The following is a 24,250-nucleotide window of genomic DNA, read 5'->3' on the forward strand; positions in this document are numbered from 1 at the left end:
CCATAATGGCGCATTCGAATTCCCTGCCCCCGGAAGGATTTCCTGTGAGCCAAGCCCTTATCACCGCGTTGCAGAACCCAGCCCTGTACCCTCACCCCGTGGCGGGGTTCCAGCTCATCGAGACGCATATCTCCTGGGTCCTGCTCACCGGCGAGTATGCCTACAAGATCAAGAAGCCAATGAACTTCGGCTTCCTCGACTTCACCGGCCTGGATCAGCGCCAGCATTTTTGTCACGAAGAATTGCGCCTGAACCAGCGCCTGACCGACGGCCTGTACCTGGACGTGTTGCCGATTACCGGTAGCGTTGACGCGCCGCAGATCGGTGGTGAAGGCGAAGCCATCGAGTACGTGCTGAAAATGCGCCAATTCCCCCAGGGGCAGATGCTCAACACCCTGCAGGCCAATGGCGAACTGAACGCCGCGCACATCGACCAGATGGCCCGGCAGATCGCCGAGTTCCATCTGCAGGCCCCACGCGTGCCCGTGGAGCACCCGCTGGGCACGCCAGACAGCGTGATGGCGCCGGTGGAGCAAAACTTCGAACAAATTCGCCCGTTCCTCAGCGACAAGGCCGACCTGCAACAGCTCGACGCCCTGCAGGCCTGGGCCCGCAGCAGCTTCGAGCGCCTGCACGGCCTGCTGGAAAAGCGCAAGGCCAACGGTTTCATCCGTGAATGCCACGGTGACATCCACCTGGGCAACGCCACCCTGATCGATGGCAAGGTGGTGATCTTCGACTGCATCGAGTTCAACGAACCGTTCCGCCTGACCGACGTCTACGCCGACACTGCCTTCCTGGCCATGGACTTGGAAGACCGCGGCCTGAAATGCCTGGCGCGGCGCTTTATCAGCCAGTACCTGGAACTGACCGGCGACTACCAAGGCCTGGAACTGCTCAACTTCTACAAAGCCTATCGCGCGCTGGTGCGGGCCAAGGTGGCGCTGTTCAGCATGCCGGCCGATGCCGATGGCGTGCAGCGCGCCACCACCCTGCGCACCTACCGCAACTACGCCAACCTGGCAGAAAGCTACAGCGCCATCCCCTCGCGCCTGCTGGCCATCACCCACGGCGTTTCGGCGGTAGGAAAAAGCCACGTCGCCATGCGCATGGTCGAGGCCTTGGGCGCGGTGCGCGTGCGCTCGGACGTCGAGCGCAAGCGCCTGTTCGGCGAACAACAACAGGCCGAGGCTGGACAGTTGGACGCTGGCATCTATGACCAGGACGCCAGCGTGGCGACCTACCAGCGCCTGCACGAGGTGGCGGCGACCGTGTTGCACGCCGGGTTCCCGGTAGTGCTGGATGCTACTTACCTCAAGCGCGAGCAGCGCCAGGCCGCGGCGGAAGTCGCCAGCCAGACCGGCGTGCCATTCCTTATCCTCGACTGCCATGCGCCGGATGCGGTCATCGCCAGCTGGCTGGAGCAGCGTCAGGCCGAAAATACCGACCCGTCGGATGCCACCCTGGACGTAGTCGAGGCCCAGCAGGCTAGCCGTGAGCCGTTGGATGCGCAGGAGCTGGTACACAGCACCCGGGTCGATACCCAGGGCGCGGGCAGCATGGATCAGGTGATCGAGCAGATTCGCCAGCGCCTGCCAGGGCTGTAAGCTCACCCACTTCCTGTACTGGCCGGCGAATCGGCCAGTACAGGGCATCTCGTCGCCCCCGATGGCAAAAGGCCGCGCATTTCTTAACCCCCGCTACACTCCTCTCAAACCTGCTCGCGATTTATCCCCCAAAGCCCGTTCAGCCATCGCAAGGAGGCTCGATGAACGATGAATTGCAGCATCTGAAGAACCTTGGCAAGACCTCTGCGCAGTGGCTGCACGCAGCCGGCATTCACAGTGCATCGGACCTTCGCCGGCTGGGCGCGGTTGGCGCATACCAGGCCGTGAAGACGCGAGGGTTCCGCGCATCGAAGGTGCTGTTGTATGCCATTGAAGGCGCCTTGCTAGACATGCACTGGAACGATTTGCCGCTCGAACGCAAAGAAGCGCTGAACCAGCAACTGGACGCGAAAACCACTGGGCAAAAAAATTCAAAATAAGCGCAGCAGGGGATTGACTCGGAAATGAGAATCGTTATGATTAGCGCAACTGGTCGCGAGACTGGTTGGATAAGCTAAGAGCCCTTGGTTCGGACTCTCAGGTTATCTCCTCATCAGGCTAATCACGGTTATTGACCCGGCAATTTGCCGGGTCTTTTTTTGCCTGTTGTTTGCCAGGCGCTATCGCCGCAGCTGTGCGCAGTAGTCCTGCTCTGGCAGCGCCGCCGTGTACCACACAAAATCTGCCTCACCTGGCCCAACCTGTTCGCCCACCTCGGCCAGCAGCACGACCTTGCTCTGCCCTTGCGCCCCCAGGTCAGCCAGGTGCAATGGCACACCCAAGTCCTTGCGCACGTGATAGCTGCCGGCAAACAGCAGCGCCGGCTGCGGCGCGGCCAACAAACGCATGGCCATGCGCCGGTCACGTTGCTGCTGCACGGCGAGCATCGCTGGCAACTGGCTTTCTGGCAGCATCCCGCAATGCCCGGCACGCACCTGCTCCAGCAAAGCGGCCTTTACCGTCGGTGCATTGGACCGTTCGCCTACTATCGAAGCCGCTTGTCGATAGGCCTGGCGCATCTCGGCAGGTGAAAGGTTGGCGGCCAGCAAAGGCATTTGCTGCTGCAAGGCCTGCGTCACTATCGGCCCATACATCGGCCAACTCCATCCATCCTGCCAAGCCAGGGCCCTGGGCAAGTCTGCCGGCAAGGGTTGCCCGGCAAGCTTGTCCACCAGCGGCTGCTGCTCAGGTTGCAGCATCTCCAGCAACAAGCTGCCCTGCGCACGTTGGCTTTGCAGGGCGCGCAACAGCCACAGCTGCAGCGCGTGATGGTCGGGGTTGTCGTGTTTCTCACCTACCAGCACCCGGGGGGCGGCAGCCAGGCGCTGCACCAACTGCTCAGGGCTGATCAGCTGGCCACTGGCAAGGTCGACGATGTGCCCCAACTGGGCATGTGTGCGCCCTTCACTGCTCTGCCAAGCAGGCAACGGCGGCAGGCTGGCCTGGCAGCCAGCCAGTGCCAGTACCAAGCACAGCGAGAACGCGGACAGCAGCGGATGTCGCATCGGCAGTACCTCCGTGTCACTTGTGTATCTGGCCTGCACCGGCTAATTGCGGCAGCGGGTTTACCCGCGAAACAGGCACCGCGGTGGATGGCACGGGCAAGCCCGTGTTCGCGGGCAAGCCCGCTCCTACAGTGATTGCGCAAGCTTTCAGCATTTGATCAAACAGCTACCTATTAACGGGTGATGATCAGCGGATGCCCACGTTCAGGGTGCGCCTGCACCAACACATCGATCCCGAACACCGCCTTCAACGCCATGGGTGTCAGCACCGCCTCTGGCGCGGCAAGCGCATGGCAGCGGCCCTGCTCCAGCAGCAGGATACGGTCACAGTAGCGCGCCGCCAGGTTCAGGTCATGCAAGATCACCAGCACCGCAGCGCCGCGGTCGGCAAAGCGGCGTACCGCTTCCAGGGTGGTGTGTTGATGCAGTGGGTCGAGCATCGATGTCGGCTCGTCGAGCAGCAACGTGCTGCCGGCCTCGCCTGGCCACAGCTGCGCTAGCACCCGGGCCAGGTGCACCCTTTGCCGCTCGCCACCCGACAATGCCAGGTAACTGCGTTCCACCAAGTGCCAGGCATCCGCCGCCTGCAAGGCCGCGTGGACAATTTGCGCATCACGCTGTTGCCCGCTGCCATGGGGCATGCGCCCCATGCCCACCACTTCCTCGACCCGGAATGCGAAGCCCAGGCTGGACACCTGCGGCAACACCGCCAGGCGCCTGGCCCTGTCCTGCCCAGGCCAGTCGGCCAGTGGCCGGCCGTGTAGGGTTACCCGGCCACGGTTAGGCGCCAGCTCACCACACAGCACCCCCAGGAGGCTGCTTTTGCCGGCACCGTTAGGGCCGAGCACGCCCACAACCTGGCCTGGGGTGAGTTGCAGGTTAATGTTATGCAGCACTTCATTGCTACCCCGCTGCAGGTGCAGGCCTTCGACTTGTAACATTAGCTGCGCCCTCGTATCAGCAGCAACAAGAAGAACGGCGCACCGATAAGGGCGGTGACAATACCAATCGGCAACTCGGCAGGCGCCAGCAGCAGGCGCGCCGCCAGGTCGGCGAACAGCATCAGCCCCCCCCCTGCCAGTAACGAAGCGGGCAGCACCACACGGTGATCGGGCCCGGCCAACAAGCGCACCAGGTGGGGTACCACCAAGCCGATAAAGCCAATCAGCCCGGCAGCCGCCACAGCGGCGCCTACCCCCAGCGCCGTGCACAACACCAGTTCACGCTTCAGCCGTTCCACATCGATGCCCAAGTGGCGCGCCTCCGACTCTCCCAGCAGCAAGGCATTCAGCGCCTTGGCCCGGCGTGGCAGCCACAACGCCACGCCCACCACCACCAGGAGCAACGGCCACAGCCGCTCGTAGCTGGCACCATTTAGGCTGCCCAGGTTCCAGAACGTCAACGTGCGCAGGGTGGCGTCGTCGGCCAGGTAGGAGAACAAGCCCACAGCCGCGCCGCCCAGCGCAGTCATCGCCACACCGGCCAGCAGCATCGTGGCGACGTTGGTCTGACCATCGCGCCGCCCCAGGCGATAGACCAGCGCAGTCACCCCCAAGCCGCCAATGAAAGCGCACAGCGACAACAGGTAAGGGGCAAGCACATCCGGTATACCGCCCAGCCAGCTGCCGCCGACGATAGCTAGCGCCGCGCCCATTGCCGCCCCGGCGGCAACCCCTACCAGCCCAGGGTCGGCCAGCGGGTTGCGGAATAGCCCCTGCATGGCGACACCCGACAACGCCAGCACTGCGCCCACCGCCAGCCCCAACAAGGTGCGCGGCAGGCGGATTTGGCCCAGGATCATCTCGGCCTGCTGCAAGCCCTCAGCGGCGATAGGTAGCCCCAGCAGACGCAGGCCGGCCCGCAGGGTATCGAACAGCGGCAGGCTGACCGGCCCCAGGGCCAATGACAACCAGACCGCTAACAAGCACAGCAGGCTCAGGCTAACGAACAGTGTGCGTGGCTGGACCCGCTGCCTCATTGGGCGCGGCTGGCTTTGCTGGCCGGGTAGAAGCTGGCCGCCAGCGACTGCAGGGTCGCCGGCAAGCGTGGCCCCAGCCCGCCGACCAGCAGCGTTGGGTCAAGCGACATCAGGCGTTTCTCGCGTACCGCGCGCGAGGCCGCCAGCGCGGGGTTTTCCTTCAGCAATGCCGACAGCGCCTGCTCATCGGCCAGCGCCCGATCAGAGAACACCAGCACATCCGGGTCCAGCGCCGCCAATGCCTCGTTGGAGAAGTTCTTGTAGCCTTGGTGCTCTGCCAGGTTGCGCCCCCCGGCCTGGCGCAACAGCCAGTCGCCAGCAGTACCCTGCCCGGCTATCAGCGGCTTGGCCCCAGCATGGCCGACCAACAGCAACACCCCCGGCGGCGTCTGCCCGGCCTGGGCCTGCTTGACCCTCGCCTGCAAGGCATCGAGCTGCTGATGGTAGCCAGCCGCCAGCATTGCAGCTTGTTGTTCTGCGCCCAGCAACTGCCCCAGCTGCTTGAGGTTTGCATCCACCGCCGCCAGTTCGGCCTTGCTGGAGAACAATTCAACCCGCACACCCGCCTTGCGAATCTGCGCCAGTACCGGCGGTGGGCCCATTTCCTCGGTGCCCACCAGCACATCCGGGCGCAGGCTGAGAATGCCTTCAGCCGACAACTGCCGCTGGTAGCCAACGCTGGGCAGTGATTTCAGCGATGCCGGGTGTTGGCTGGTGGTGTCTACGCCCACCAACCGCGCTTCACCGCCCAACGCACTGATCCATTCGCTCAGCGCACCACCGGCGCTGACCCAGCGTTGCGGCAGCTCTTGCGCCAGGGCTGGCGGGCAGAGCACAAGGCTTGCGCACAGGGCGAGCAAGGCGACAGGACGGCGCATCATCGGGTTCCTTCTGCGGGCGGGCCGCGCGCCTTGTGGCGGGCGGCAGAACTGCGCACCATAGGCAGGCGGGCGCAGCGAATGCGGCAATTTGATAATTATTCGCATTGAAGCGTCAAGCCACCCCTTGTTTCACGAGTCGTCTTGCCATGCACTTCCTTTGTACTTCCCTGAGCCTGGCCGAAGGCCAAAGCCGCGCCTTCAGCGTAGACGGCATCGACCTGTTCGGCGTACGCCGCCAGGGCCAGGTGTACCTCTATCGCAACCGTTGCCCGCACCGCGGCATACCCCTGAACTGGGCGGAAGATGCGTTTCTCGATGTCAGCGCCAGCCTGATTCACTGCGGCCATCATGGCGCGTTGTTCCTGATCGAAAGCGGCGAATGCGTGGCCGGGCCTTGCGAGGGCGAGCAACTGCAAGCTCTGGGCTGCCACGAAGACAGCCAAGGCATTTGGCTCACGGGTTAAGTAGCACCGGCAGGCGGCGGTCGATGACGATGCCGTCGGCGTCCAGGCGCGTGCCATAGGCCAGCACCTCCACCCCGTGCGCCACGGCGGCGCGCAGGGCTTGGGCATAGGCCACATCGATTTCCTCGGCCGGGCGCACAGCGTCGATACCGGTCAGGTTCACGCAATACAGCTGCACCGCCCGCACGCCCTGCTGGGCCAGCTTCGCCAGCTCGCGCAGGTGCTTGGCACCGCGTTGGGTGACCGCATCAGGGAAGGCTGCGACCGAACTGTCGGGATAGCCCAGGGTTACGCTCTTGACCTCGACATAGGCCGGGGCACCGTCGAATTCCAGGCGAAAGTCGATACGGCTGCCTTCCTCGCCGTATGCCACTTCACGCCGCAGCGCGGTAAAGCCGGCCAGCTCGGCGATGATCCCCGCACGCAGGGCCTCTTCGACCAGTGCGTTGGCCCGCCCCGTATTCACGCAGGCCAGCCGCCCCTGAGGGGTTTCGCTGATTTCCCAGGTGCCCGGCAGCTTGCGCTTGGGGTCGTTGGAGCGGCTGAACCACACCTGCCCACCTTCACGCATGCAGTTAAGCATGGAGCCGGTGTTTGGGCAGTGAATAGTCAGCTGCTCGCCGCTGGCCAGCTCGATATCCGCCAGAAAGCGCTTGTAGCGGCGCAGCAGGCGGCCCTGTTCGAGGAGGGGAAAGAACTGCATCAGCCTTGCCAGCTGCGCAGGCCGCGAGCAATACGCTGCACCGCCTCTTCCAGGCGCGGCAGGCTCTGGGTATAGGCAAAGCGCACATGGTGCCCGGCCAGGTGACGGCCAAAATCCAGCCCCGGGGTAAACGCCAGGTGCTCGGTTTCCAGGAAGTGCCGACAGAAGGCGAAGGCGTCACCGCCAAAGGCACTGATATCGGCATACAGGTAGAACGCCCCCTGCGGTTCCACGGCAATGCGGAAGCCCAGTTCGCGCAGGGCTGGCAACAGGTAGTCGCGACGGCGGGCGAATTCGGCGCGGCGCTCCTCCAGAATGCTCAAGGTTTCGGGCTGGAAGCACGCCAGCGCGGCATGCTGGGCCATGCTTGGCGCGCTGATGTACAGGTTTTGTGCCAGTTTTTCCAGGTCGGCCACCGCACCAGGGGGGGCCACCAGCCAGCCAAGGCGCCAACCGGTCATGCCGAAATACTTGGAAAAACTATTCAGGACGAAAGCCGAGTCGTCCACTTCCAGCACGCTAGGGGCGTCCATGCCGTAGGTCAGGCCATGGTAAATCTCGTCTACCACCAAATGGCCGTGGTGCTCATGGGTGGCTTTGGCAAGGTTGGCCAGCTCGTCACGCCCCAGCACGGTGCCGGTCGGGTTGGCTGGCGAAGCAACCAGGGCCCCCACCGTGTCCTTGTCCCAGTAACGCTCGACCAAGTCGGCCGTCAGTTGGTAATTCACCTCCGGCCCTACCGGCACCAATTGCGCGCCGCCTTCGACCAGGCGCAGGAAATGGCGGTTGCAGGGGTAGCCCGGGTCGGCCAGCAGCCAGTGCTTGCCTGGGTCTACCAGCAGGCTGCTGGCCAGCAACAGCGCGCCAGAGCCGCCGGGGGTAATGAGAATGCGCTCAGGGTCGACACTCAGGCCATAACGCTGGCCATAGAAACCGGCAATGGCTTCGCGCAGTGCCGGCAGGCCGCGTGCGGCGGTGTACCGGGTGTGCCCGGCGGCCAGTGCCGCCTGGCCGGCGGCGACGATGGGGGCGGCCGTGGTGAAGTCCGGCTCGCCGATTTCCAGGTGGATCACGTCGTGCCCAGCCGCCTGCAGCTCGTTGGCTCGGGCCAGCAGCGCCATGACATGGAAGGGTTCGATGGCGCGACTGCGCGCGCTGTAGTGGTGGGCCATGACCTTCTCTCAATAGGGTCTAAACTGGAGATTCTACCTCTGCACACCACCGAACGTGCGGCTTACGCCGCTGTCAACTGCAAGGATCGGGCGGGGTAGCGCACCCCCGATCTATCTGGTAAGTTCGGCGGCTCGCAGTCGCAGGGCCGGCGGGTGCCGGAGATGGAGCAGCCTGCGCATTGGATCAGATGAGTGAGAGGCGGTCTATTCATGTCCACCGTAGAAAAGCAAAAAGCCCAGACCATGTACGGTGTCGAGCCCTACGTCGAAAAGAAGGGTGAGGAGTACATGGGCGAGCCCATGAAAAAGCACTTCACCAAACTTCTCAATGCCTGGAAAGGCGAGCTGATGGTCAGTGTGGACCGCACTGTGGACCACATGAAGGATGAAGCGGCCAACTTCCCCGACCCGGCCGACCGCGCCAGCCAGGAAGAAGAATTCGCCTTGGAGCTGCGCAACCGCGATCGCGAGCGCAAGCTGATCAAGAAAATCGACAAGACCCTCGACAAGATCAAGGCCGACGAGTACGGCTGGTGCGAATCGTGCGGCATCGAAATCGGCTTGCGTCGCCTGGAGGCTCGCCCCACCGCCGACCTGTGCTTCGACTGCAAGGAAATTGCCGAGAAAAAGGAAAAGACGGTCGGCAAAGGCTGATCCTTCTTCCATCCGAACGGGGCGCATCATGCGCCCCGCTTCATTTATATGCCCAGCCTGACCATGACCAACTCCAGCTACATCGGGCGTTTTGCCCCCACTCCCAGCGGTTTCCTGCATTTCGGCTCGCTGGTCGCCGCCCTGGCCTCCTGGCTTGATGCCCGCGCCGTCAACGGCCGTTGGCTGCTGCGCATGGAGGACACCGACCCGCCACGGGAGATGCCCGGCGCTCGCGATGCCATCCTGCAAACCCTGGAACGTTACGGCCTGGAATGGGACGGCGAGGTGGTGTTCCAGAGCCAGCGCCATGATGCCTATGCCGCCGTGGTCGACCGCCTGTTCAACATGGGCCTGGCCTATGCCTGCACCTGCTCGCGCAAACAGTTGGAGGGTTACAACGGCATTTACCCCGGCTTTTGCCGCAACGCCGGGCATGCCCGTGACGGCGCAGCTATCCGCTTGCGGGTGCCGGAGCTGATCTACCGCTTCACCGACCGGGTGCAGGGTGAGTTTCAGCAACACCTAGGGCGTGAGGTGGGCGACTTCGTCATCCAGCGCCGCGATGGGCTGTACGCCTACCAGCTTGCGGTGGTGCTGGACGATGCCTGGCAAGGTATTACCGATATCGTGCGCGGCGCCGACCTGCTCGACAACACCCCGCGCCAGCTGTACCTGCAAGAGCTGCTGGGCTTTTCGCAGCCGCGTTACCTGCATATTCCGCTGATCGTGCAGCCGGACGGGCACAAGTTGGGCAAATCGTACCGTTCGCCACCGCTGCAGGCAGAGCATGCTACGCCGCTGTTATTGCGGGCGTTGCGGGCACTGGGGCAGGAAGCCGATGCCGAATTGCTGCTGGCAACGCCGGCTGAAGTGTTGGCGGTAGCTCGTAAGCAGTGGCAGCCCGAAGCGATTGCGCGCAAGACCACGGTGCCAGAGGCTGATTTGCGCTGAACCAGGCTCGGCCCTTTCGCGGGTGAACCCGCCCCTACAGGGGCCTCACCCAACCTGAGGACAACGTATTGCCTGTAACAGCGGGTTACTCGCGAAGAGGCCGGCACAGGCAAAACCACCGTTTAAAAACAAAAGCCCAATAAATTCAAACCCTTGGCTAACCCCATCGATTCCCGCTAGCATCCGCCCAGCCATTTACGCCAATAATAAGCCCAAGCCCGCAGCGCCCAACCATCGAGGCCAGCATGTACATCTATCGTTTGGTCCTGCTTCTGGTCGTGGGGATCTACTTGTTCTCCCCGGCCATCATGGACTGGTGGATCGAACCGACCGGAGCCTGGTACCGCCCCTACCTGCTCTGGCTGATCCTGATCGTCGTCACCTTTATCCTGCAGAGCCAACGAGATGCCGATGAGCTTTAGCCTGACCCAGATGATCCTGATCAGCGCCGGGTACCTCATGGTGCTGTTCGGCGTGGCCTGGATCAGCGAGCGTGGGTTGATCCCGCGTTCAATCATTCGCCACCCACTCACCTACACCCTGTCGCTGGGCGTGTATGCCAGTGCCTGGGCCTTCTATGGCTCGGTGGGTTTGGCCTACCAGTACGGCTATGGCTTTCTCGCCTGTTACCTGGGGGTGTCCGGCGCGTTCCTGCTGGCGCCGGTGCTGCTCTACCCGATCCTCAAGATCACCCGCACCTACCAGCTGTCATCGCTGGCCGACCTGCTGGCGTTTCGCTTCCGCAGTACCTGGGCCGGCGCGCTGACCACCGTCATCATGCTGATTGGCGTGCTGCCCTTGCTGGCCCTGCAGATCCAGGCCGTGGCCGACTCGATCAGCATTCTCACCGGTGAGCCGGTCAAGGCCCGGGTGGCCTTCGCCTTCTGCGCGCTGATCATCCTGTTCACCATTTTCTTCGGCTCGCGGCACATCGCCACGCGCGAAAAGCACGAAGGCCTGGTGTTCGCCATCGCCTTCGAGTCGGTGATCAAGCTGCTGGCGCTGGGCGGCATCGGCCTGTACGCGCTGTACGGGGTGTTCGGCGGCCCGCACGAGCTGGAAGTCTGGCTGCTGCAAAACCAGACCGCCCTGGCCGCCTTGCACACCCCGCTGCAGGAAGGCCCGTGGCGCACCCTGCTGCTGGTGTTCTTCGCCTCGGCCATCGTCATGCCGCACATGTACCACATGGCCTTTACCGAAAACCTCAACCCGCGCTCGCTGGTCAGCGCCAGCTGGGGCCTGCCGCTGTTCCTGCTGCTGATGAGCCTGGCCGTGCCACTGGTGCTGTGGGCCGGCCTGCGTCTGGGCGCCAGCACCAACCCCGAGTACTTCACCCTGGGCCTGGGGATTGCCGCCAACAACCAGGCACTGGCGCTGCTGGCCTACATCGGCGGTTTGTCGGCTGCCAGCGGGCTGATCATCGTCACCACCCTGGCGCTGTCGGGCATGGCCCTCAACCACCTGGTGCTGCCGCTGTACCAGCCACCGGCCGAAGGCAACATCTACCGTTGGCTGAAGTGGACCCGCCGTGCGCTGATCGTCGCCATCATCACCGCGGGCTTCATGTTCTACCTGACCCAGAACAACCACCAGAGCCTGGCCAACCTGGGCATCGTCGCCTTCGTCGCCACCTTGCAGTTCCTGCCGGGGGTGCTGTCGGTGCTGTACTGGCCAACCGCCAACCGCCGCGGCTTCATCGCCGGCCTGCTGGCGGGCACGCTGGTGTGGATGGTGACCATGCTGCTGCCACTGCTGGGTAACCTGCAGGGCTTCTACATCCCGCTGCTGGACATGATCTACGTACTGGATGACACCAGCTGGCACATGGCGGCCATCGCCTCGCTAGCGGCTAACGTGCTGCTGTTCACGCTGATCTCGCTGTTCACCAACGCCAGCACCGAAGAGGTCAGCGCCGCCGAAGCCTGCGCGGTGGACAACGTGCGCCGCCCGCAACGCCGCGAACTGCACGCTGCTTCGCCGCAAGAGTTCGCCACCCAGCTGGCCAAGCCCTTGGGCGCCAAAGCCGCGCAGAAGGAGGTGGAGCAGGCACTGCGCGACCTCTACCTGCCGTTCGACGAGCGCCGCCCCTATGCCTTGCGCCGCCTGCGCGACCGCATCGAGGCGAACCTGTCCGGCCTGATGGGGCCGAGCGTGGCGCAGGACATGGTCGAGACCTTCCTGCCGTACAAGTCCGGTAACGAAAACTACGTGACCGAGGACATCCATTTCATCGAAAGCCGTCTGGAAGACTACCACTCGCGCCTGACCGGCCTGGCCGCCGAGCTCGATGCCTTGCGCCGCTACCACCGGCAAACCCTGCAGGAGCTGCCCATGGGCGTCTGCTCGCTGGCCAAGGACCAGGAAATCCTGATGTGGAACAAGGCCATGGAAGAGCTCACCGGCATTGCCGCCAAGCACGTGGTCGGCTCGCGCCTGGTGACCATCAGCGAACCTTGGCGCGGCCTGCTGCAAGGCTTCATCAACGTGCCCGACGAGCACTTACACAAGCAGCGCTTGGCGCTGGACGGCCAGCCGCGCTGGCTGAACCTGCACAAGGCGGCCATCGACGAGCCGCTGGCCCCAGGTAACAGTGGCCTGGTGTTGCTGGTTGAGGACCTCACCGAAACCCAGGCACTGGAAGACAAGCTGGTGCACTCCGAACGCCTGGCCAGTATCGGCCGCCTGGCCGCCGGCGTGGCCCACGAGATCGGCAACCCGATCACCGGCATCGCCTGCCTGGCGCAAAACCTGCGCGAGGAACGCGAGGGCGACGGCGAAATCATCGAGTTGTCCAGCCAGATCCTCGAACAGACCAAGCGGGTGTCGCGCATCGTCCAGTCGCTGATGAGTTTCGCCCATGCCGGCGGCAGCCACCAGAACAGCGAAGAGCCGGTGTGCCTGGCTGAAGTGGCGCAGGACGCCATCGGTCTGCTGGCGTTGAACCGGCGCAATTTCGAAGTACAGTTCTTCAACCTTTGCGACCCAGACCACTGGGCCGAAGGGGACCCGCAGCGCCTGGCCCAGGTGCTGATCAACCTGCTCTCCAACGCCCGCGACGCCTCGCCACCCGGCAGCGCCGTGCGCGTGCGCAGCGAGGTCAACGAGCACACCGTCGACCTGATTGTCGAGGACGAGGGCAGCGGGATCCCGAAAAACATCATGGACCGACTGTTCGAACCCTTCTTCACCACCAAGGACCCGGGCGAAGGCACTGGACTGGGGCTCGCTCTGGTCTATTCCATCGTGGAAGAGCATTATGGGCAAATCACCATCGACAGCCCGGCCGATATCGAACGGCAACGTGGTACCCGGATCCGCGTGACCCTGCCCCGGCATGTCGTAGCGACGTCCCCTGAAATTCGAGACCGTCGAGAGAATTGAATCAATGCCGCACATTCTGATCGTCGAAGACGAAACCATCATCCGCTCGGCCCTGCGTCGCTTGCTCGAACGGAACCAGTACCAGGTCAGCGAAGCCGGCTCGGTGCAGGAAGCCCAGGAACGCTTCAGCATTGCCACCTTCGACCTGATCGTCAGCGACCTGCGCCTACCTGGCGCGCCCGGCACCGAACTGATCAAGCTCGGCCAGGGCACACCGGTGCTGATCATGACCAGCTACGCCAGCCTGCGCTCGGCGGTGGACTCGATGAAAATGGGCGCGGTGGACTATATCGCCAAGCCCTTCGACCACGACGAGATGCTGCAAGCTGTGGCCCGCATCCTGCGCGACCGGCAAAGCGCCCCGGCCGCCGCACCGGCTGCAGAGCCACGCGCCAGCAATGGCAAGGCCGCCCCGACGGACAAAGGAAGCGCTGCGGCCAATGGCGAAATCGGCATCATCGGTTCATGCCCGCCGATGCAGGACATGTACAGCAAGATCCGCAAGGTCGCCCCTACCGACTCCAATGTGCTGATCCAGGGCGAGTCGGGCACCGGTAAAGAACTGGTGGCCCGCGCCCTGCACAACCTGTCGCGTCGAGCCAAGGCACCAATGATTTCGGTGAACTGCGCGGCCATCCCCGAGACGCTGATCGAGTCCGAGCTGTTCGGCCACGAGAAAGGTGCATTCACCGGCGCCAGCGCCGGGCGTGCCGGGTTGGTGGAAGCCGCCGATGGCGGCACCCTGTTCCTCGACGAAATCGGCGAGCTGCCGCTGGAAGCCCAGGCCCGCCTGCTGCGCGTGCTGCAAGAAGGCGAGATCCGCCGGGTAGGCTCGGTGCAGTCGCAAAAGGTCGATGTACGCCTGATTGCGGCAACCCACCGCGACTTGAAGAACCTGGCCAAGGCCGGCCAGTTCCGTGAGGACTTGTATTACCGCCTGCACGTAATTGCCCTGAAGCTGCCCGCCCTGCGTGAGCGCGGCAGTGACGTCAACGAGATTGCCAGCGCCTTCCTCGCCCGCCAGAGCGCGCGCATTGGCCGCGACGACCTGCACTTCTCGGCCGAAGCCGAGCAGGCCATTCGTCACTACAGCTGGCCGGGTAACGTGCGCGAGCTAGAAAACGCCGTGGAGCGTGCGGTAATCCTGAGCGAGAGCGCAGAAATATCTGCCGAACTGCTGGGTATCGACATCGAGCTGAGCGACTTGGAAGACGACGACCTGCTCGACAATGCCCTGGTGGGGGCCAGTGCTGCCAGCGCCAGCCATGAGCCGACCGAGGACCTGTCGCTGGAGGACTACTTCCAGCACTTCGTGCTCGAGCACCAGGACCACATGACCGAAACCGAGCTGGCACGCAAACTCGGGGTCAGCCGCAAGTGCCTGTGGGAACGCCGCCAGCGCCTGGGCATTCCACGGCGCAAGAGCAACGCTACCAGCGAATAAGCGATCCTGCCCTGACTCGTCTCTAAAGCCTTTCGGGCCGCTTCGCGGGTAAACCCGCTCCCACAGGTTCAGCGCAGGTACCAAAACCTGCGCAGCCCCTGTAGGAGCGGGTTTACCCGCGAAAGGGCCGGCACCGCCAGCGCACACACTCCAGGTAACACGTCAGTTCCCGCAAAAATCTGTTACCCAACCTTCGTGCCGTAACAGTTGCCGAGGCGTACGGTAACGAAATTTCGACATTTTCAGCCCTCGAAATTCTGCTGAGCCGCCTCAACCCCTTGAATTTGCTAGGATTCTAAAAGTTGGCACGGCACCTGCTATATCTCTGGTACAAGAACAATAACAAGCACTGCAACTCATAATAAGAACAAGACGAAACGGCTCACGCACAATAAAAACAAGACGGCGGAGGCGCAGCTAACTGATTCTTTTGGAGAGGATGCGTGTTTGGGGCTTGCCCCACGACCAGGCAGAGAACAATAAAAACTGCACTAAAAAGCAGCGCCTGAACTGGTTGGATCGACAGATCAACGTGACATCAGCGGCCAAAGCAATCCGTTTGCTCTTTACCCCTGGCTTAGGGGTCGTCCACAAGCTTCGAGATTTGTGGGCAGGGCACTCAACAAAAACAAGAAGCCCAGCAAAAAAATAATAAGAGCACGCAACGACACTTCTTGGGGAGCTTAGGCTCCCCTTGTCGTTTCTCCCTTCTGGCAGGCACCCTGCTACCGCCTACACCATTCCCTGAGTAAATGCTAGAATCCCCGCCCATCATGCGGCCATTCTCCTATCCTTGGCCGAACATTCCTTCAAACAGTGCATCCCATGCTGAAGAAGCTGTTCCAGTCGTTCCGCCCACCCGTACCGGGCCAGCACCACAGGCGCACCACACCTGAGGTGATAAACAAAAGCCAGCATTCGCTGCAGCGCCACCAGTTCAGCCGCCACGCGGTGAACATTATCGAGCGCCTGCAGAGCGCGGGTTACCAGGCTTATCTAGTCGGTGGCTGTGTCCGCGACCTGATGTTGGGCATCACGCCAAAAGACTTTGACGTCGCCACCAGCGCCACACCTGAACAGGTGCGTGCCGAGTTCCGTAACGCACGTATCATCGGTCGGCGTTTCAAGCTGGTCCACGTGCATTTCGGCCGTGAGATCATCGAAGTCGCCACATTCCGCGCCCACCACTCGGAAGATGACGAGGGCGACAGCCACCGTTCGTCGCACAATGCCAGTGGTCGCATCCTGCGTGACAACGTATACGGCACGTTGGAAGAGGACGCGCAACGCCGCGACTTCACCATCAATGCGTTGTACTACGATCCGGTCAGCGAGCGCATCCTCGATTACGCCAACGGCGTGCACGACGTGCGTAACCGCCTGTTACGCCTGATCGGCGACCCGACCCACCGCTACCAGGAAGACCCGGTGCGCATGCTGCGCGCAGTGCGTTTCGCCGCCAAGCTTGATTTCGGCATCGAGAAACACACCTTCAAGCCAATCCGCGAACTGGCCCCGCTGCTGCGCGAAATTCCGCCAGCACGGCTGTTCGAGGAATGCCTCAAACTGTTCCTTTCCGGCCAAGGGGCTATCGCCTTTGAAATGCTGGTCGACTTGGAGCTGTTCGAGCCCCTGTTCCCGGCCAGTGCTCACGCACTGGAAGAACGCCCTACCTATACCCACACGCTGATCAGCCAAGCGCTGAACAACACCGACCTGCGGGTGAAACAGGGCAAGCCGGTAACACCGGCCTTCCTCTTCGCCGCGCTGCTGTGGCCTGCCCTGCCAGCCCGCGTACTGCACCTGCAGAACCAGGGCGTGCCGCCAATTCCGGCCATGAACGGTGCGGCCCACGACCTGATCGCCGAGCAATGCGCACGTATTGCCATCCCCAAACGCTTCACCCTGCCGATCCGCGAGATCTGGGACATGCAGGAGCGCCTGCCACGTCGCAGTGGCAAGCGCGCCGACATGCTGCTGGACAACCCGCGTTTCCGCGCCGGTTACGACTTCCTGCTGTTGCGTGAAAGCGCCGGCGAAGAAACCGACGACCTCGGCCAGTGGTGGACTGACTACCAAGACGCCAACGACAGCGAGCGCCGCGAGATGATTCGCGAGCTGGGCAGCCGTGACGAAGGCACCGGTGCTGGCCCGCGCAAACGCAAGCGCAGCCCTAGCAAACGCAAGCGCAGTGGCGACGAGGCTTTCGAGTGACCACCCGCGCCTACGTCGGCCTGGGCAGCAACCTGGACGCACCTGCCGAGCAGTTGCGCAGTGCCATGCAGGCGCTGGACCAGGTCGCAGGCACGCGCCTGGTGGCGGCCTCGACCCTGTACACCAGCGATTCGCTACTGCCCGGCCAGCCGCGCTACACCAACGCCGTGGCGGCCCTGGACACGGCCCTGCCGCCCTTGGCCCTGCTCGATGCGCTGCAAGCCATCGAAAACGGCCAGGGCCGCGTGCGCAAAGAACGCTGGGGCCCACGCACACTAGACCTGGACATCCTGCTGTTCGGCGACCAGGTGCTCGACGAGCCACGCCTGAAAGTGCCGCACTACCACATGCATGCCAGGCCTTTCGTGCTGTACCCGCTGGCCGAACTGGTACCGGGCGATTTCCGCCTGGCCGATGGCCGCGCCCTCGCGCAATTGCTCGACGACTGCCCGTTCGTCGGCTTGGAACGCCTGTAAACCGGGCGTTCCGGTTCTCCTACACCGCACGGTAACGTCAGTAACACCCTGATCGTAACAATGCGGTAACAGGATGATTGACTTCCCCTACCTCGCTCACGACTATAGGCGTCCCGTGTGGCACCAAAGTGCCGCATACCCGTATTTAGGCCCGGACGGCCCTGTACCCAAACATCACGCGCGATGATGTGCCGCTCCGGAAGATGACTACACGCGTTGAATGCAGTCGTTTTTTACAGCGCCTGAACGAGGAATTTCCTACATGCCTGAAGTAACCCTGACCACCCTCAATGGCCTCAAGGCCAAGGGTGAGAAAATCACCATGCTGACCTGCTACGACGCGACCTTCGCCAAGGCCGCCAGCCAGGCCGGCGTCGAAGTGTTGCTGGTGGGCGACTCGCTGGGAATGGTCCTGCAAGGCCACGACAGCACGCTGCCGGTGACCACCGCCGACATGGCCTACCACACCGCCAGCGTCAAACGTGGCAACGACGGCGCGCTGATTCTCGCCGACCTGCCGTTCATGGCGCATGCCACCCCGGAACAGGCCTTTGCCAACAGCGCCACGCTGATGCAGGCCGGCGCCCACATGGTCAAGATCGAAGGTGCTGCGTGGCTGGCCGAGACCATTCGCCGGCTGGCCGAACGTGGCGTGCCGGTTTGCGCACACATGGGCCTCACCCCGCAAACCGTCAATGTCTTGGGCGGCTACAAGGTGCAGGGCCGCCAGGAAGCCCAGGCCCGGCAAATGCGCGCCGATGCCATTGCCCTGGAACAGGCCGGTGCGGCCATGCTGCTGCTCGAATGCGTGCCCAGCGAACTGGCGGCAGAAATCACCAATGCCGTCGGCATCCCGGTCATCGGCATTGGCGCTGGCAGCGCCACCGATGGCCAGGTGCTGGTGCTGCACGACATGCTCGGCCTGTCGCTGAGCGGCCGGGTGCCGAAGTTCGTGAAGAACTTCATGCAGGGCCAGCCTGACATCAATAGCGCCCTGGTCGCTTACGTCGAGGCGGTCAAACAGGTTAGCTTCCCAGGCAGCGAACACGGGTTCAGTGCATGAATACAGTCAAAACCGTCCGCGAACTGCGTGCCGCCGTCGCCCGCGCCCGCGGTGAAGGCAAGCGCATCGGCTTCGTCCCGACCATGGGCAACCTGCACAGCGGCCACGCCGCCCTGGTGACCAAGGCCGCGCAGCGCGCCGACTTCGTGGTGGCCAGCATCTTCGTCAACCCGCTGCAGTTTGGCGCCAACGAAGACCTCGACAAATACCCACGCACCCTGGCCGCCGACCAGGAGCGCCTGCTCCAGGCCGGTTGCAACCTGCTGTTTGCGCCCACCGTCGAAGAGATGTACCCCGACGGCATGAGCGTGCAAACCCGGGTCAGCGTGCCACAGCTTTCCGAAGGCCTGTGCGGCGCCAGCCGGCCTGGGCATTTCGAAGGTGTGGCCACCGTGGTCAGCAAGCTGTTCAACATGGTCCAGCCCGACCTTGCCGTGTTCGGTGAAAAGGACTTCCAGCAGTTGGCGGTGATCCGCGCCATGGTGCGCGACCTGAACATGCCGGTCCAGATCATCGGCGAGCCCACCGTGCGTGCCGAGGATGGCCTGGCGCTGTCATCGCGCAATGGTTACCTCACACCTGAACAGCGCAGCGCTGCGCCCGCGCTGTACCGCACGTTGCAGCAGATCGCGGCGGGCATCGCCCATGGCCAGCGGGACTTTGCCGCGCTGGTTGCTGAAGGCCAGGCGCAGCTGAGTGCGGCAGGGTTGCGCCCGGATTATCTGGAAGTGCGCCATGCCGTGAGCCTGCGCCCAGCCGTAATCGATGACCGCGACCTGGTGGTGATTGCGGCGGCTTACCTGGGGAATACACGGTTGATCGACAACCTGTACCTGCATGTGGAAGAGAAGACCGCGTAACGGCCTGGGGGCTGCTTTGCAGCCCCTTCAAAATCCCCCCGCCATACCCATTCCCAGCGCGTGGCCTTTGCCTATAATGGTGCCAGCCTGAACCCGGCAACGACTGCCGTGTCCAAGGCATCACCACGCACCAAGGAACCCCGCGCAATGGCGTATTACCGTACACCCCACGATGTGACGGCCCTGCCCGCCTGGCAGGCGCTTCAGCAACACCGCGACGCCATGCAAGGTTTCAGCATGCGCGAAGCCTTCGCCGCCGATGCCAAACGCTTCGACCAGTTCTCGCTGAGCTGCTGCGGCCTGTTCCTCGACTACTCGAAAAACCTGATCACCGAACAAAGCCGCGACCTGCTGGTGAACCTGGCCGAGCAGGTCGGCCTGCAAGACGCTATCAAGTCAATGTTCGGCGGCGAAATCATCAACGCCTCCGAAGGCCGCCCGGTGCTGCACACCGCCCTGCGCCGGCCCGTAGGCGACAAACTCAGCGTCAACGGCGTGAACGTCATGCCGGAAGTGCACAAGGTGCTGAACCAGATCACCGAACTGGTCGGCCGCATTCATGACGGCCTGTGGCGCGGCTACAGCGAAAAGCCGATCACCGACGTGGTCAACATCGGCATCGGCGGCTCGTTCCTCGGCCCCGAGTTGGTGTCCGAGGCGCTGCTGCCCTACGCCCAACGCGGCGTGCGTTGCCACTACCTGGCAAACATCGATGGCAGCGAATTCCATGAGCTGTCGGCCAACCTGCGCGCCGAAACCACCCTGTTCATCGTCTCGTCGAAGTCGTTCAACACCCTCGAGACCCTGAAAAACGCCATGGCCGCGCGTACCTGGTACCTGGCCCAGGGCGGCTCGGAAGCCGAGCTTTACCGCCACTTCATCGCCGTTTCCAGCAACAAGGCCGCCGCGGTGGCCTTTGGCATTCGCGAAGAGAACATCTTCCCGATGTGGGACTGGGTGGGTGGGCGCTACTCGCTGTGGTCGGCCATCGGCCTGCCGATCGCCTTGGCCATCGGCACGGCCAACTTCAAGGAACTGCTGTCGGGTGCCTACACCATGGACCAGCACTTCCAGACCGCGCCGTTCGACAAGAACATGCCGGTGCTGCTGGCCCTGCTGGGCGTGTGGTACGGCAACTTCTGGGGCGCGAACAGCCACGCGATCCTGCCGTACGACCACTACCTGCGCAATATCACCAAGCACCTGCAGCAGCTGGACATGGAGTCCAACGGCAAGAGCGTGTTGCAAGACGGCACCCCGGTGAAGACCGATACCGGCCCGGTAATCTGGGGTGGCGTTGGCTGCAACGGCCAGCACGCCTACCACCAGTTGCTGCACCAGGGCACCCAGCTGATACCGGCCGACTTCATCGTGCCGGTGGTCAGTTTCAACCCGGTGGCCGACCATCATCAATGGCTGTACGCCAACTGCCTGTCGCAAAGCCAGGCGCTGATGCTGGGCAAAACCCGTGAAGAAGCCGAAGCCGAGCTGCGCGCCAAGGGCCTGAACGAAGCGGACATCGAAAAGCTGGCGCCACACAAAGTGATCCCGGGCAACCGCCCGAGCAACACCCTGGTGGTAGAACGCATCAGCCCGCGCCGCCTCGGCGCGCTGGTGGCGATGTACGAGCACAAGGTGTTCGTACAGAGCGTGATCTGGGGCATCAACGCCTTCGACCAGTGGGGCGTGGAGCTGGGCAAGGAGCTGGGCAAGGGCGTGTACCAGCGTATCGTCGGCAGCCTGGAAGACAGCGCTGAAGATGGCTCCACCCAAGGCCTGATCAACTACTTCCGCGGCCGCCACCGCGGGTGATCGGAAACCTGCACCGGCCTGTTCGCCGGTAAACCCGCTCCGACAGGTATTGCACAGTACCTGTGGGAGCGGGTTTACCCGCGAAGGGGCCGGCACAGGTTGAACACCGCTCCCAGCTACACTGTCCTATCGAATAGCCGTTGCAGTCCATCGCCCCTTACACGAGCAAGGACCACCCGCCATGTTCGATATCCGCAATTACCCCCAGGCCCTGGCCGTCAGCCAGGCTGCCGAACTCACCCCCGACGAGTACCAACGCCTCTACCGCCAATCGGTCGACGACCCCGACAGCTTCTGGGGCGAACAGGCCAAACGCCTGGACTGGATCAAGCCCTGGGCCAGCGTGCAGCAGTGCGACCTGAACAGCGGCAAAGCGCGCTGGTTCGACGGCGGCCAGCTCAACGTCAGCTACAACTGCATCGACCGCCACCTGGCCCAGCGCGGCGAGCAGACCGCCCTGCTGTGGGAAGGCGACGACCCCAACGACGCCAAAGCCATCACCTACCGCGAACTGCACCGCCAGGTCTGCCGCCTGGCCAATGCCCTGAAAGCGCGCGGGGTGAAGAAAGGCGACCGGGTATGCATCTACATGCCAATGATCCCCGAGGCCGCCTTTGCCATGCTTGCTTGCACCCGCATTGGCGCCATCCACTCGGTGGTGTTCGGCGGCTTCTCGCCCGACGCCCTGCGTGACCGCATTCTCGATGCCGACTGCCGTACCGTGATTACCGCCGATGAAGGCGTGCGTGGTGGCAAGCGCATCCCACTAAAGCACAACGTCGACAAGGCCCTGGTCAACTGCCCCGCAGTCAGCAGCGTATTGGTGGTGCGCCGTACCGGCGGCGATGTAGCTTGGGCCGAAGGCCGTGACCTGTGGTACCACGAGGTCACAGCAACGGCCGGCGACGACTGCGCCGCCGAGCCAATGGAGGCCGAAGACCCGCTGTTCATCCTCTACACGTCTGGCAGCACCGGCAAACCCAAGGGCGTATTGCACACCACCGGCGGCTATCTACTGCAGGCCACCCTCACCTTCAAGGTGGTGTTCGACTACCGTGAAGGCGAGGTGTTCTGGTGCACCGCCGACGTCGGCTGGGTCACCGGCCACAGCTACATCGTCTACGGCCCGTTGGCCAATGGCGCGATCTCGCTGATGTTCGAAGGCGTGCCCAACTACCCAGACACCTCGCGCTTCTGGCAGGTGGTGGACAAGCACCAGGTAAACATCTTTTACACCGCCCCGACCGCCCTGCGTGCCCTGATGCGCGAAGGCGATGGGCCGCTGCAGGGCACCTCGCGGCAGAGCCTGCGCCTGCTGGGCAGCGTCGGTGAACCGATCAACCCAGAAGCCTGGGAGTGGTACTTCGAAGCAGTCGGGCAAAAGCGCTGCCCCATCGTCGATACCTGGTGGCAGACCGAAACCGGCGGCATCATGATCACCCCCCTGCCCGGCTCCCAGGCACTAAAACCCGGCTGCGCCAGCCAGCCAATGTTCGGTGTACAACCGGTGCTGCTGGACGAAAAGGGCAAGCTCATCGAAGGCCCCGGTGCCGGCCTGCTGGTCATCAAGGCCAGCTGGCCAGGGCAGATCCGTAGCGTTTATGGCGACCACCAGCGCATGGTCGACACGTATTTCAAGCCCATGCCCGGCTACTACTTCACCGGTGACGGTGCCCGCCGCGATGCCGATGGCGACTACTGGATCACCGGGCGCATCGACGATGTGATCAACGTGTCCGGCCACCGCATCGGCACCGCCGAAGTGGAAAGCGCGCTGGTACTGCATGACAGCGTTGCCGAAGCGGCAGTGGTGGGCTATCCCCACGACCTCAAGGGCCAGGGTGTGTATGCCTTTGTCACGCCCATGAATGGCGTATCACCCGACGACGCGCTCAAGGCCGAGCTACTGGCACTGGTCAGCAAGGAAATCGGCAGTTTCGCCAAACCCGAGCTAATCCAGTGGGCCCCGGCGTTGCCCAAGACACGCTCAGGCAAGATCATGCGGCGTATACTGCGCAAAATCGCCTGCAACGAGCTGGACAACCTCGGCGATACCTCGACCCTGGCCGACCCCAGCGTGGTGCAGGACCTGATCGACAAACGCCTCAACCAGTAACCGGCAGCCGCTGTTCATGGCTGCCCTGAACCACAGGTCACCATGGAAGCCCTTCGCCGTCGCATCGAAACCCAGGTCATGAGCCTCACCGGGCTGGCCCTCGGCCAGCTCGACCTGGAATCGCCCAAAGGCGACCCTGGCCTGTTCGGCCCGCACAGCATCAGTTGGCGGGTGCATGGCGACTTCCCGAGCATGCTGGTCGGCGGCATCAGTGCGCTGATGTTGCAGTTGCTGCATCCGCTGGCCCTGGCCGGGGTGTGGGACCACTCCAACTTCCGTGAAGACCTGCTCGGCCGCCTGCGCCGCACCAGCCAGTTCATCTCCGGCACCACCTTCGGTGCCACCGGCGATGCCGAGTGGCTGATCGACAAAGTGCGCACTATCCACCTGCAGGTGACCGGCACCGCGCCCGACGGCCGCCCGTACGCAGCCAGCGACCCAGACTTGCTGACCTGGGTGCATGTGGCAGAGGTCAGCAGCTTCCTCGCTGCCCACCTGCGTTACCGCGACCCGCACCTTGCCCGCGCCGAGCAGGATGCCTACTACGCAGAGATCGCCCTGATCGCCGAACGCCTTGGCGCCCGCAACGTGCCGCGCTCGTGCCAGCAGGTCGCGGAGTATTTGCAGCGGATGCGCCCGCAGCTGCAATGCGATGCCCGCAGCCACCAGGTAGTTGGCATTCTGCTCGACGCCCCGGCGCCCAGCCGCCTGGCACAACCCGTGGGCAAGCTGATGCTGCATGCCGGCATCGACCTGCTGCCGGCCTGGGCCCAGGCCATGCTTGGCCTGCAACACGGCCCGCTGCAGCGGCGCCTGATCCGCCTGGGCCTGCAACGCACCGCGCCAGTGCTGCGCTGGGCTATGCGCGATGGCTCGGCACACCGGGCCAAACGGCGCATGGGCATCGAATGAGATCAAACCGTCGCCCCAGCGGAACTGATTTAACGTGCCATACTCCAAGCACTCCGG

Annotated in this window: 21 protein-coding genes; 15 read left to right on the forward strand and 6 right to left on the reverse strand. The window is 63.6% G+C overall.

Annotation, left to right across the window (positions count from 1 at the left end; genetic code table 11):
• The first annotated feature begins 44 nt into the window (after positions 1-44).
• Positions 45-1,607: a bifunctional aminoglycoside phosphotransferase/ATP-binding protein gene (locus DV532_RS21450; RefSeq protein WP_056795186.1), complete on the forward strand. Its 1,563-nt coding sequence runs from the start codon at positions 45-47 to the stop codon at positions 1,605-1,607.
• A 161-nt stretch (positions 1,608-1,768) separates the two neighbouring features.
• A complete protein-coding gene (locus DV532_RS21455; RefSeq protein ID WP_056795183.1) occupies positions 1,769-2,047 on the forward strand; it encodes a TfoX/Sxy family protein in 279 nt (92 codons plus the stop codon).
• Between the two features lie 180 nt (positions 2,048-2,227).
• Here DV532_RS21455 and DV532_RS21460 read toward each other — a convergent pair whose 3' ends face one another.
• The 4 genes from DV532_RS21460 to DV532_RS21475 all read right to left on the reverse strand — a co-directional run bounded on the left by DV532_RS21460 (position 2,228) and on the right by DV532_RS21475 (position 5,971).
• Complete coding sequence (locus tag DV532_RS21460) at positions 2,228-3,112, reverse strand: ChaN family lipoprotein (protein ID WP_056795180.1); 885 nt, start codon at positions 3,110-3,112, stop codon at positions 2,228-2,230.
• A gap of 173 nt (positions 3,113-3,285) precedes the next feature.
• Positions 3,286-4,053, reverse strand: a complete 768-nt coding sequence (locus tag DV532_RS21465; RefSeq protein WP_056795178.1) for a heme ABC transporter ATP-binding protein — start codon at positions 4,051-4,053, stop codon at positions 3,286-3,288.
• Positions 4,053-5,036 (reverse strand): iron ABC transporter permease, encoded by a 984-nt coding sequence (locus DV532_RS21470; protein ID WP_162241109.1) that lies wholly within the window; start codon positions 5,034-5,036, stop codon positions 4,053-4,055. The genes DV532_RS21465 and DV532_RS21470 overlap by 1 nt, the downstream gene beginning before the upstream one ends.
• 50 nt (positions 5,037-5,086) lie before the next feature.
• On the reverse strand, positions 5,087-5,971 hold the full coding sequence (locus tag DV532_RS21475) for a hemin ABC transporter substrate-binding protein (protein WP_056795172.1): 885 nt from the start codon (positions 5,969-5,971) through the stop codon (positions 5,087-5,089).
• A gap of 146 nt (positions 5,972-6,117) precedes the next feature.
• Between DV532_RS21475 and DV532_RS21480 the strand changes: the two genes are divergently transcribed.
• Complete coding sequence (locus DV532_RS21480) at positions 6,118-6,435, forward strand: Rieske (2Fe-2S) protein (RefSeq protein ID WP_056795169.1); 318 nt, start codon at positions 6,118-6,120, stop codon at positions 6,433-6,435.
• On the opposite strand, the gene sfsA is transcribed toward DV532_RS21480, so the two are convergent.
• Complete coding sequence (gene sfsA / locus DV532_RS21485) at positions 6,425-7,138, reverse strand: DNA/RNA nuclease SfsA (protein ID WP_056795167.1); 714 nt, start codon at positions 7,136-7,138, stop codon at positions 6,425-6,427. The genes DV532_RS21480 and sfsA overlap by 11 nt on opposite strands.
• Positions 7,138-8,310 (reverse strand): pyridoxal phosphate-dependent aminotransferase, encoded by a 1,173-nt coding sequence (locus tag DV532_RS21490; RefSeq protein WP_056795165.1) that lies wholly within the window; start codon positions 8,308-8,310, stop codon positions 7,138-7,140. The genes sfsA and DV532_RS21490 overlap by 1 nt, the downstream gene beginning before the upstream one ends.
• A gap of 210 nt (positions 8,311-8,520) precedes the next feature.
• Here DV532_RS21490 and dksA point away from each other — a divergent pair, with 210 nt between their 5' ends.
• The 12 genes from dksA (at position 8,521) to DV532_RS21550 (ending at position 24,193) form a co-directional block, all read left to right on the forward strand.
• The gene (gene dksA, locus DV532_RS21495; RefSeq protein ID WP_056795163.1) at positions 8,521-8,964 is read left to right on the forward strand and encodes an RNA polymerase-binding protein DksA; all 444 of its coding nucleotides are present in this window, start codon (positions 8,521-8,523) and stop codon (positions 8,962-8,964) included.
• Positions 8,965-9,027: 63 nt separating this feature from the next.
• A complete protein-coding gene (gene gluQRS / locus DV532_RS21500) occupies positions 9,028-9,915 on the forward strand; it encodes a tRNA glutamyl-Q(34) synthetase GluQRS (RefSeq protein WP_162241108.1) in 888 nt (295 codons plus the stop codon).
• A gap of 245 nt (positions 9,916-10,160) precedes the next feature.
• Positions 10,161-10,337 (forward strand): hypothetical protein, encoded by a 177-nt coding sequence (locus DV532_RS21505; RefSeq protein ID WP_003250005.1) that lies wholly within the window; start codon positions 10,161-10,163, stop codon positions 10,335-10,337.
• On the forward strand, positions 10,321-13,296 hold the full coding sequence (locus tag DV532_RS21510; RefSeq protein WP_162241104.1) for a sensor histidine kinase: 2,976 nt from the start codon (positions 10,321-10,323) through the stop codon (positions 13,294-13,296). The genes DV532_RS21505 and DV532_RS21510 overlap by 17 nt, the downstream gene beginning before the upstream one ends.
• Positions 13,297-13,300: 4 nt before the next feature.
• Entirely contained in the window at positions 13,301-14,740 is a 1,440-nt protein-coding gene (locus DV532_RS21515; protein WP_056795156.1) for a sigma-54 dependent transcriptional regulator, read from the forward strand.
• Positions 14,741-15,565: 825 nt separating this feature from the next.
• Positions 15,566-16,954, forward strand: a complete 1,389-nt coding sequence (locus DV532_RS21520; protein WP_056795152.1) for a polynucleotide adenylyltransferase PcnB — start codon at positions 15,566-15,568, stop codon at positions 16,952-16,954.
• Positions 16,951-17,430 (forward strand): 2-amino-4-hydroxy-6-hydroxymethyldihydropteridine diphosphokinase, encoded by a 480-nt coding sequence (gene folK, locus DV532_RS21525; RefSeq protein ID WP_056795149.1) that lies wholly within the window; start codon positions 16,951-16,953, stop codon positions 17,428-17,430. Before DV532_RS21520 ends, folK begins: the two co-directional genes overlap by 4 nt.
• A gap of 262 nt (positions 17,431-17,692) precedes the next feature.
• Positions 17,693-18,493 (forward strand): 3-methyl-2-oxobutanoate hydroxymethyltransferase, encoded by an 801-nt coding sequence (gene panB / locus DV532_RS21530; RefSeq protein ID WP_056795145.1) that lies wholly within the window; start codon positions 17,693-17,695, stop codon positions 18,491-18,493.
• Positions 18,490-19,353 carry a pantoate--beta-alanine ligase gene (gene panC, locus DV532_RS21535; RefSeq protein WP_056795143.1) on the forward strand — a complete coding sequence of 288 codons (864 nt, stop codon included), beginning with the start codon at positions 18,490-18,492 and terminating at the stop codon, positions 19,351-19,353. The genes panB and panC overlap by 4 nt, the downstream gene beginning before the upstream one ends.
• 147 nt (positions 19,354-19,500) lie before the next feature.
• Positions 19,501-21,165, forward strand: coding sequence for a glucose-6-phosphate isomerase (gene pgi, locus DV532_RS21540; RefSeq protein WP_056795138.1), 1,665 nt, complete (start codon positions 19,501-19,503; stop codon positions 21,163-21,165).
• A gap of 181 nt (positions 21,166-21,346) precedes the next feature.
• The gene (gene acs, locus DV532_RS21545) at positions 21,347-23,281 is read left to right on the forward strand and encodes an acetate--CoA ligase (RefSeq protein WP_056795132.1); all 1,935 of its coding nucleotides are present in this window, start codon (positions 21,347-21,349) and stop codon (positions 23,279-23,281) included.
• Positions 23,282-23,323: 42 nt separating this feature from the next.
• Positions 23,324-24,193 (forward strand): oxygenase MpaB family protein, encoded by an 870-nt coding sequence (locus DV532_RS21550; RefSeq protein ID WP_056795130.1) that lies wholly within the window; start codon positions 23,324-23,326, stop codon positions 24,191-24,193.
• Positions 24,194-24,250: the final 57 nt, after the last annotated feature.

Origin of the sequence: Pseudomonas sp. Leaf58, from assembly GCF_003627215.1 — a bacterium.
Lineage (GTDB): Bacteria > Pseudomonadota > Gammaproteobacteria > Pseudomonadales > Pseudomonadaceae > Aquipseudomonas.

Excerpts from the sequence above, each read along its gene's own strand:
- DV532_RS21455 (WP_056795183.1), top strand. The coding sequence starts at position 1,769 with ATGAACGATGAATTGCAGCATCTGAAGAACCTTGGCAAGACCTCTGCG.
- DV532_RS21460 (WP_056795180.1), bottom strand. The coding sequence starts at position 3,112 with ATGCGACATCCGCTGCTGTCCGCGTTCTCGCTGTGCTTGGTACTGGCA.
- DV532_RS21465 (WP_056795178.1), bottom strand. The coding sequence starts at position 4,053 with ATGTTACAAGTCGAAGGCCTGCACCTGCAGCGGGGTAGCAATGAAGTG.
- DV532_RS21475 (WP_056795172.1), bottom strand. The coding sequence starts at position 5,971 with ATGATGCGCCGTCCTGTCGCCTTGCTCGCCCTGTGCGCAAGCCTTGTG.
- DV532_RS21480 (WP_056795169.1), top strand. The coding sequence starts at position 6,118 with ATGCACTTCCTTTGTACTTCCCTGAGCCTGGCCGAAGGCCAAAGCCGC.
- sfsA (WP_056795167.1), bottom strand. The coding sequence starts at position 7,138 with ATGCAGTTCTTTCCCCTCCTCGAACAGGGCCGCCTGCTGCGCCGCTAC.
- DV532_RS21490 (WP_056795165.1), bottom strand. The coding sequence starts at position 8,310 with ATGGCCCACCACTACAGCGCGCGCAGTCGCGCCATCGAACCCTTCCAT.
- dksA (WP_056795163.1), top strand. The coding sequence starts at position 8,521 with ATGTCCACCGTAGAAAAGCAAAAAGCCCAGACCATGTACGGTGTCGAG.
- gluQRS (WP_162241108.1), top strand. The coding sequence starts at position 9,028 with ATGACCAACTCCAGCTACATCGGGCGTTTTGCCCCCACTCCCAGCGGT.
- DV532_RS21505 (WP_003250005.1), top strand. The coding sequence starts at position 10,161 with ATGTACATCTATCGTTTGGTCCTGCTTCTGGTCGTGGGGATCTACTTG.
- DV532_RS21510 (WP_162241104.1), top strand. The coding sequence starts at position 10,321 with ATGCCGATGAGCTTTAGCCTGACCCAGATGATCCTGATCAGCGCCGGG.
- DV532_RS21515 (WP_056795156.1), top strand. The coding sequence starts at position 13,301 with ATGCCGCACATTCTGATCGTCGAAGACGAAACCATCATCCGCTCGGCC.
- DV532_RS21520 (WP_056795152.1), top strand. The coding sequence starts at position 15,566 with ATGCTGAAGAAGCTGTTCCAGTCGTTCCGCCCACCCGTACCGGGCCAG.
- panB (WP_056795145.1), top strand. The coding sequence starts at position 17,693 with ATGCCTGAAGTAACCCTGACCACCCTCAATGGCCTCAAGGCCAAGGGT.
- panC (WP_056795143.1), top strand. The coding sequence starts at position 18,490 with ATGAATACAGTCAAAACCGTCCGCGAACTGCGTGCCGCCGTCGCCCGC.
- pgi (WP_056795138.1), top strand. The coding sequence starts at position 19,501 with ATGGCGTATTACCGTACACCCCACGATGTGACGGCCCTGCCCGCCTGG.
- acs (WP_056795132.1), top strand. The coding sequence starts at position 21,347 with ATGTTCGATATCCGCAATTACCCCCAGGCCCTGGCCGTCAGCCAGGCT.
- DV532_RS21550 (WP_056795130.1), top strand. The coding sequence starts at position 23,324 with ATGGAAGCCCTTCGCCGTCGCATCGAAACCCAGGTCATGAGCCTCACC.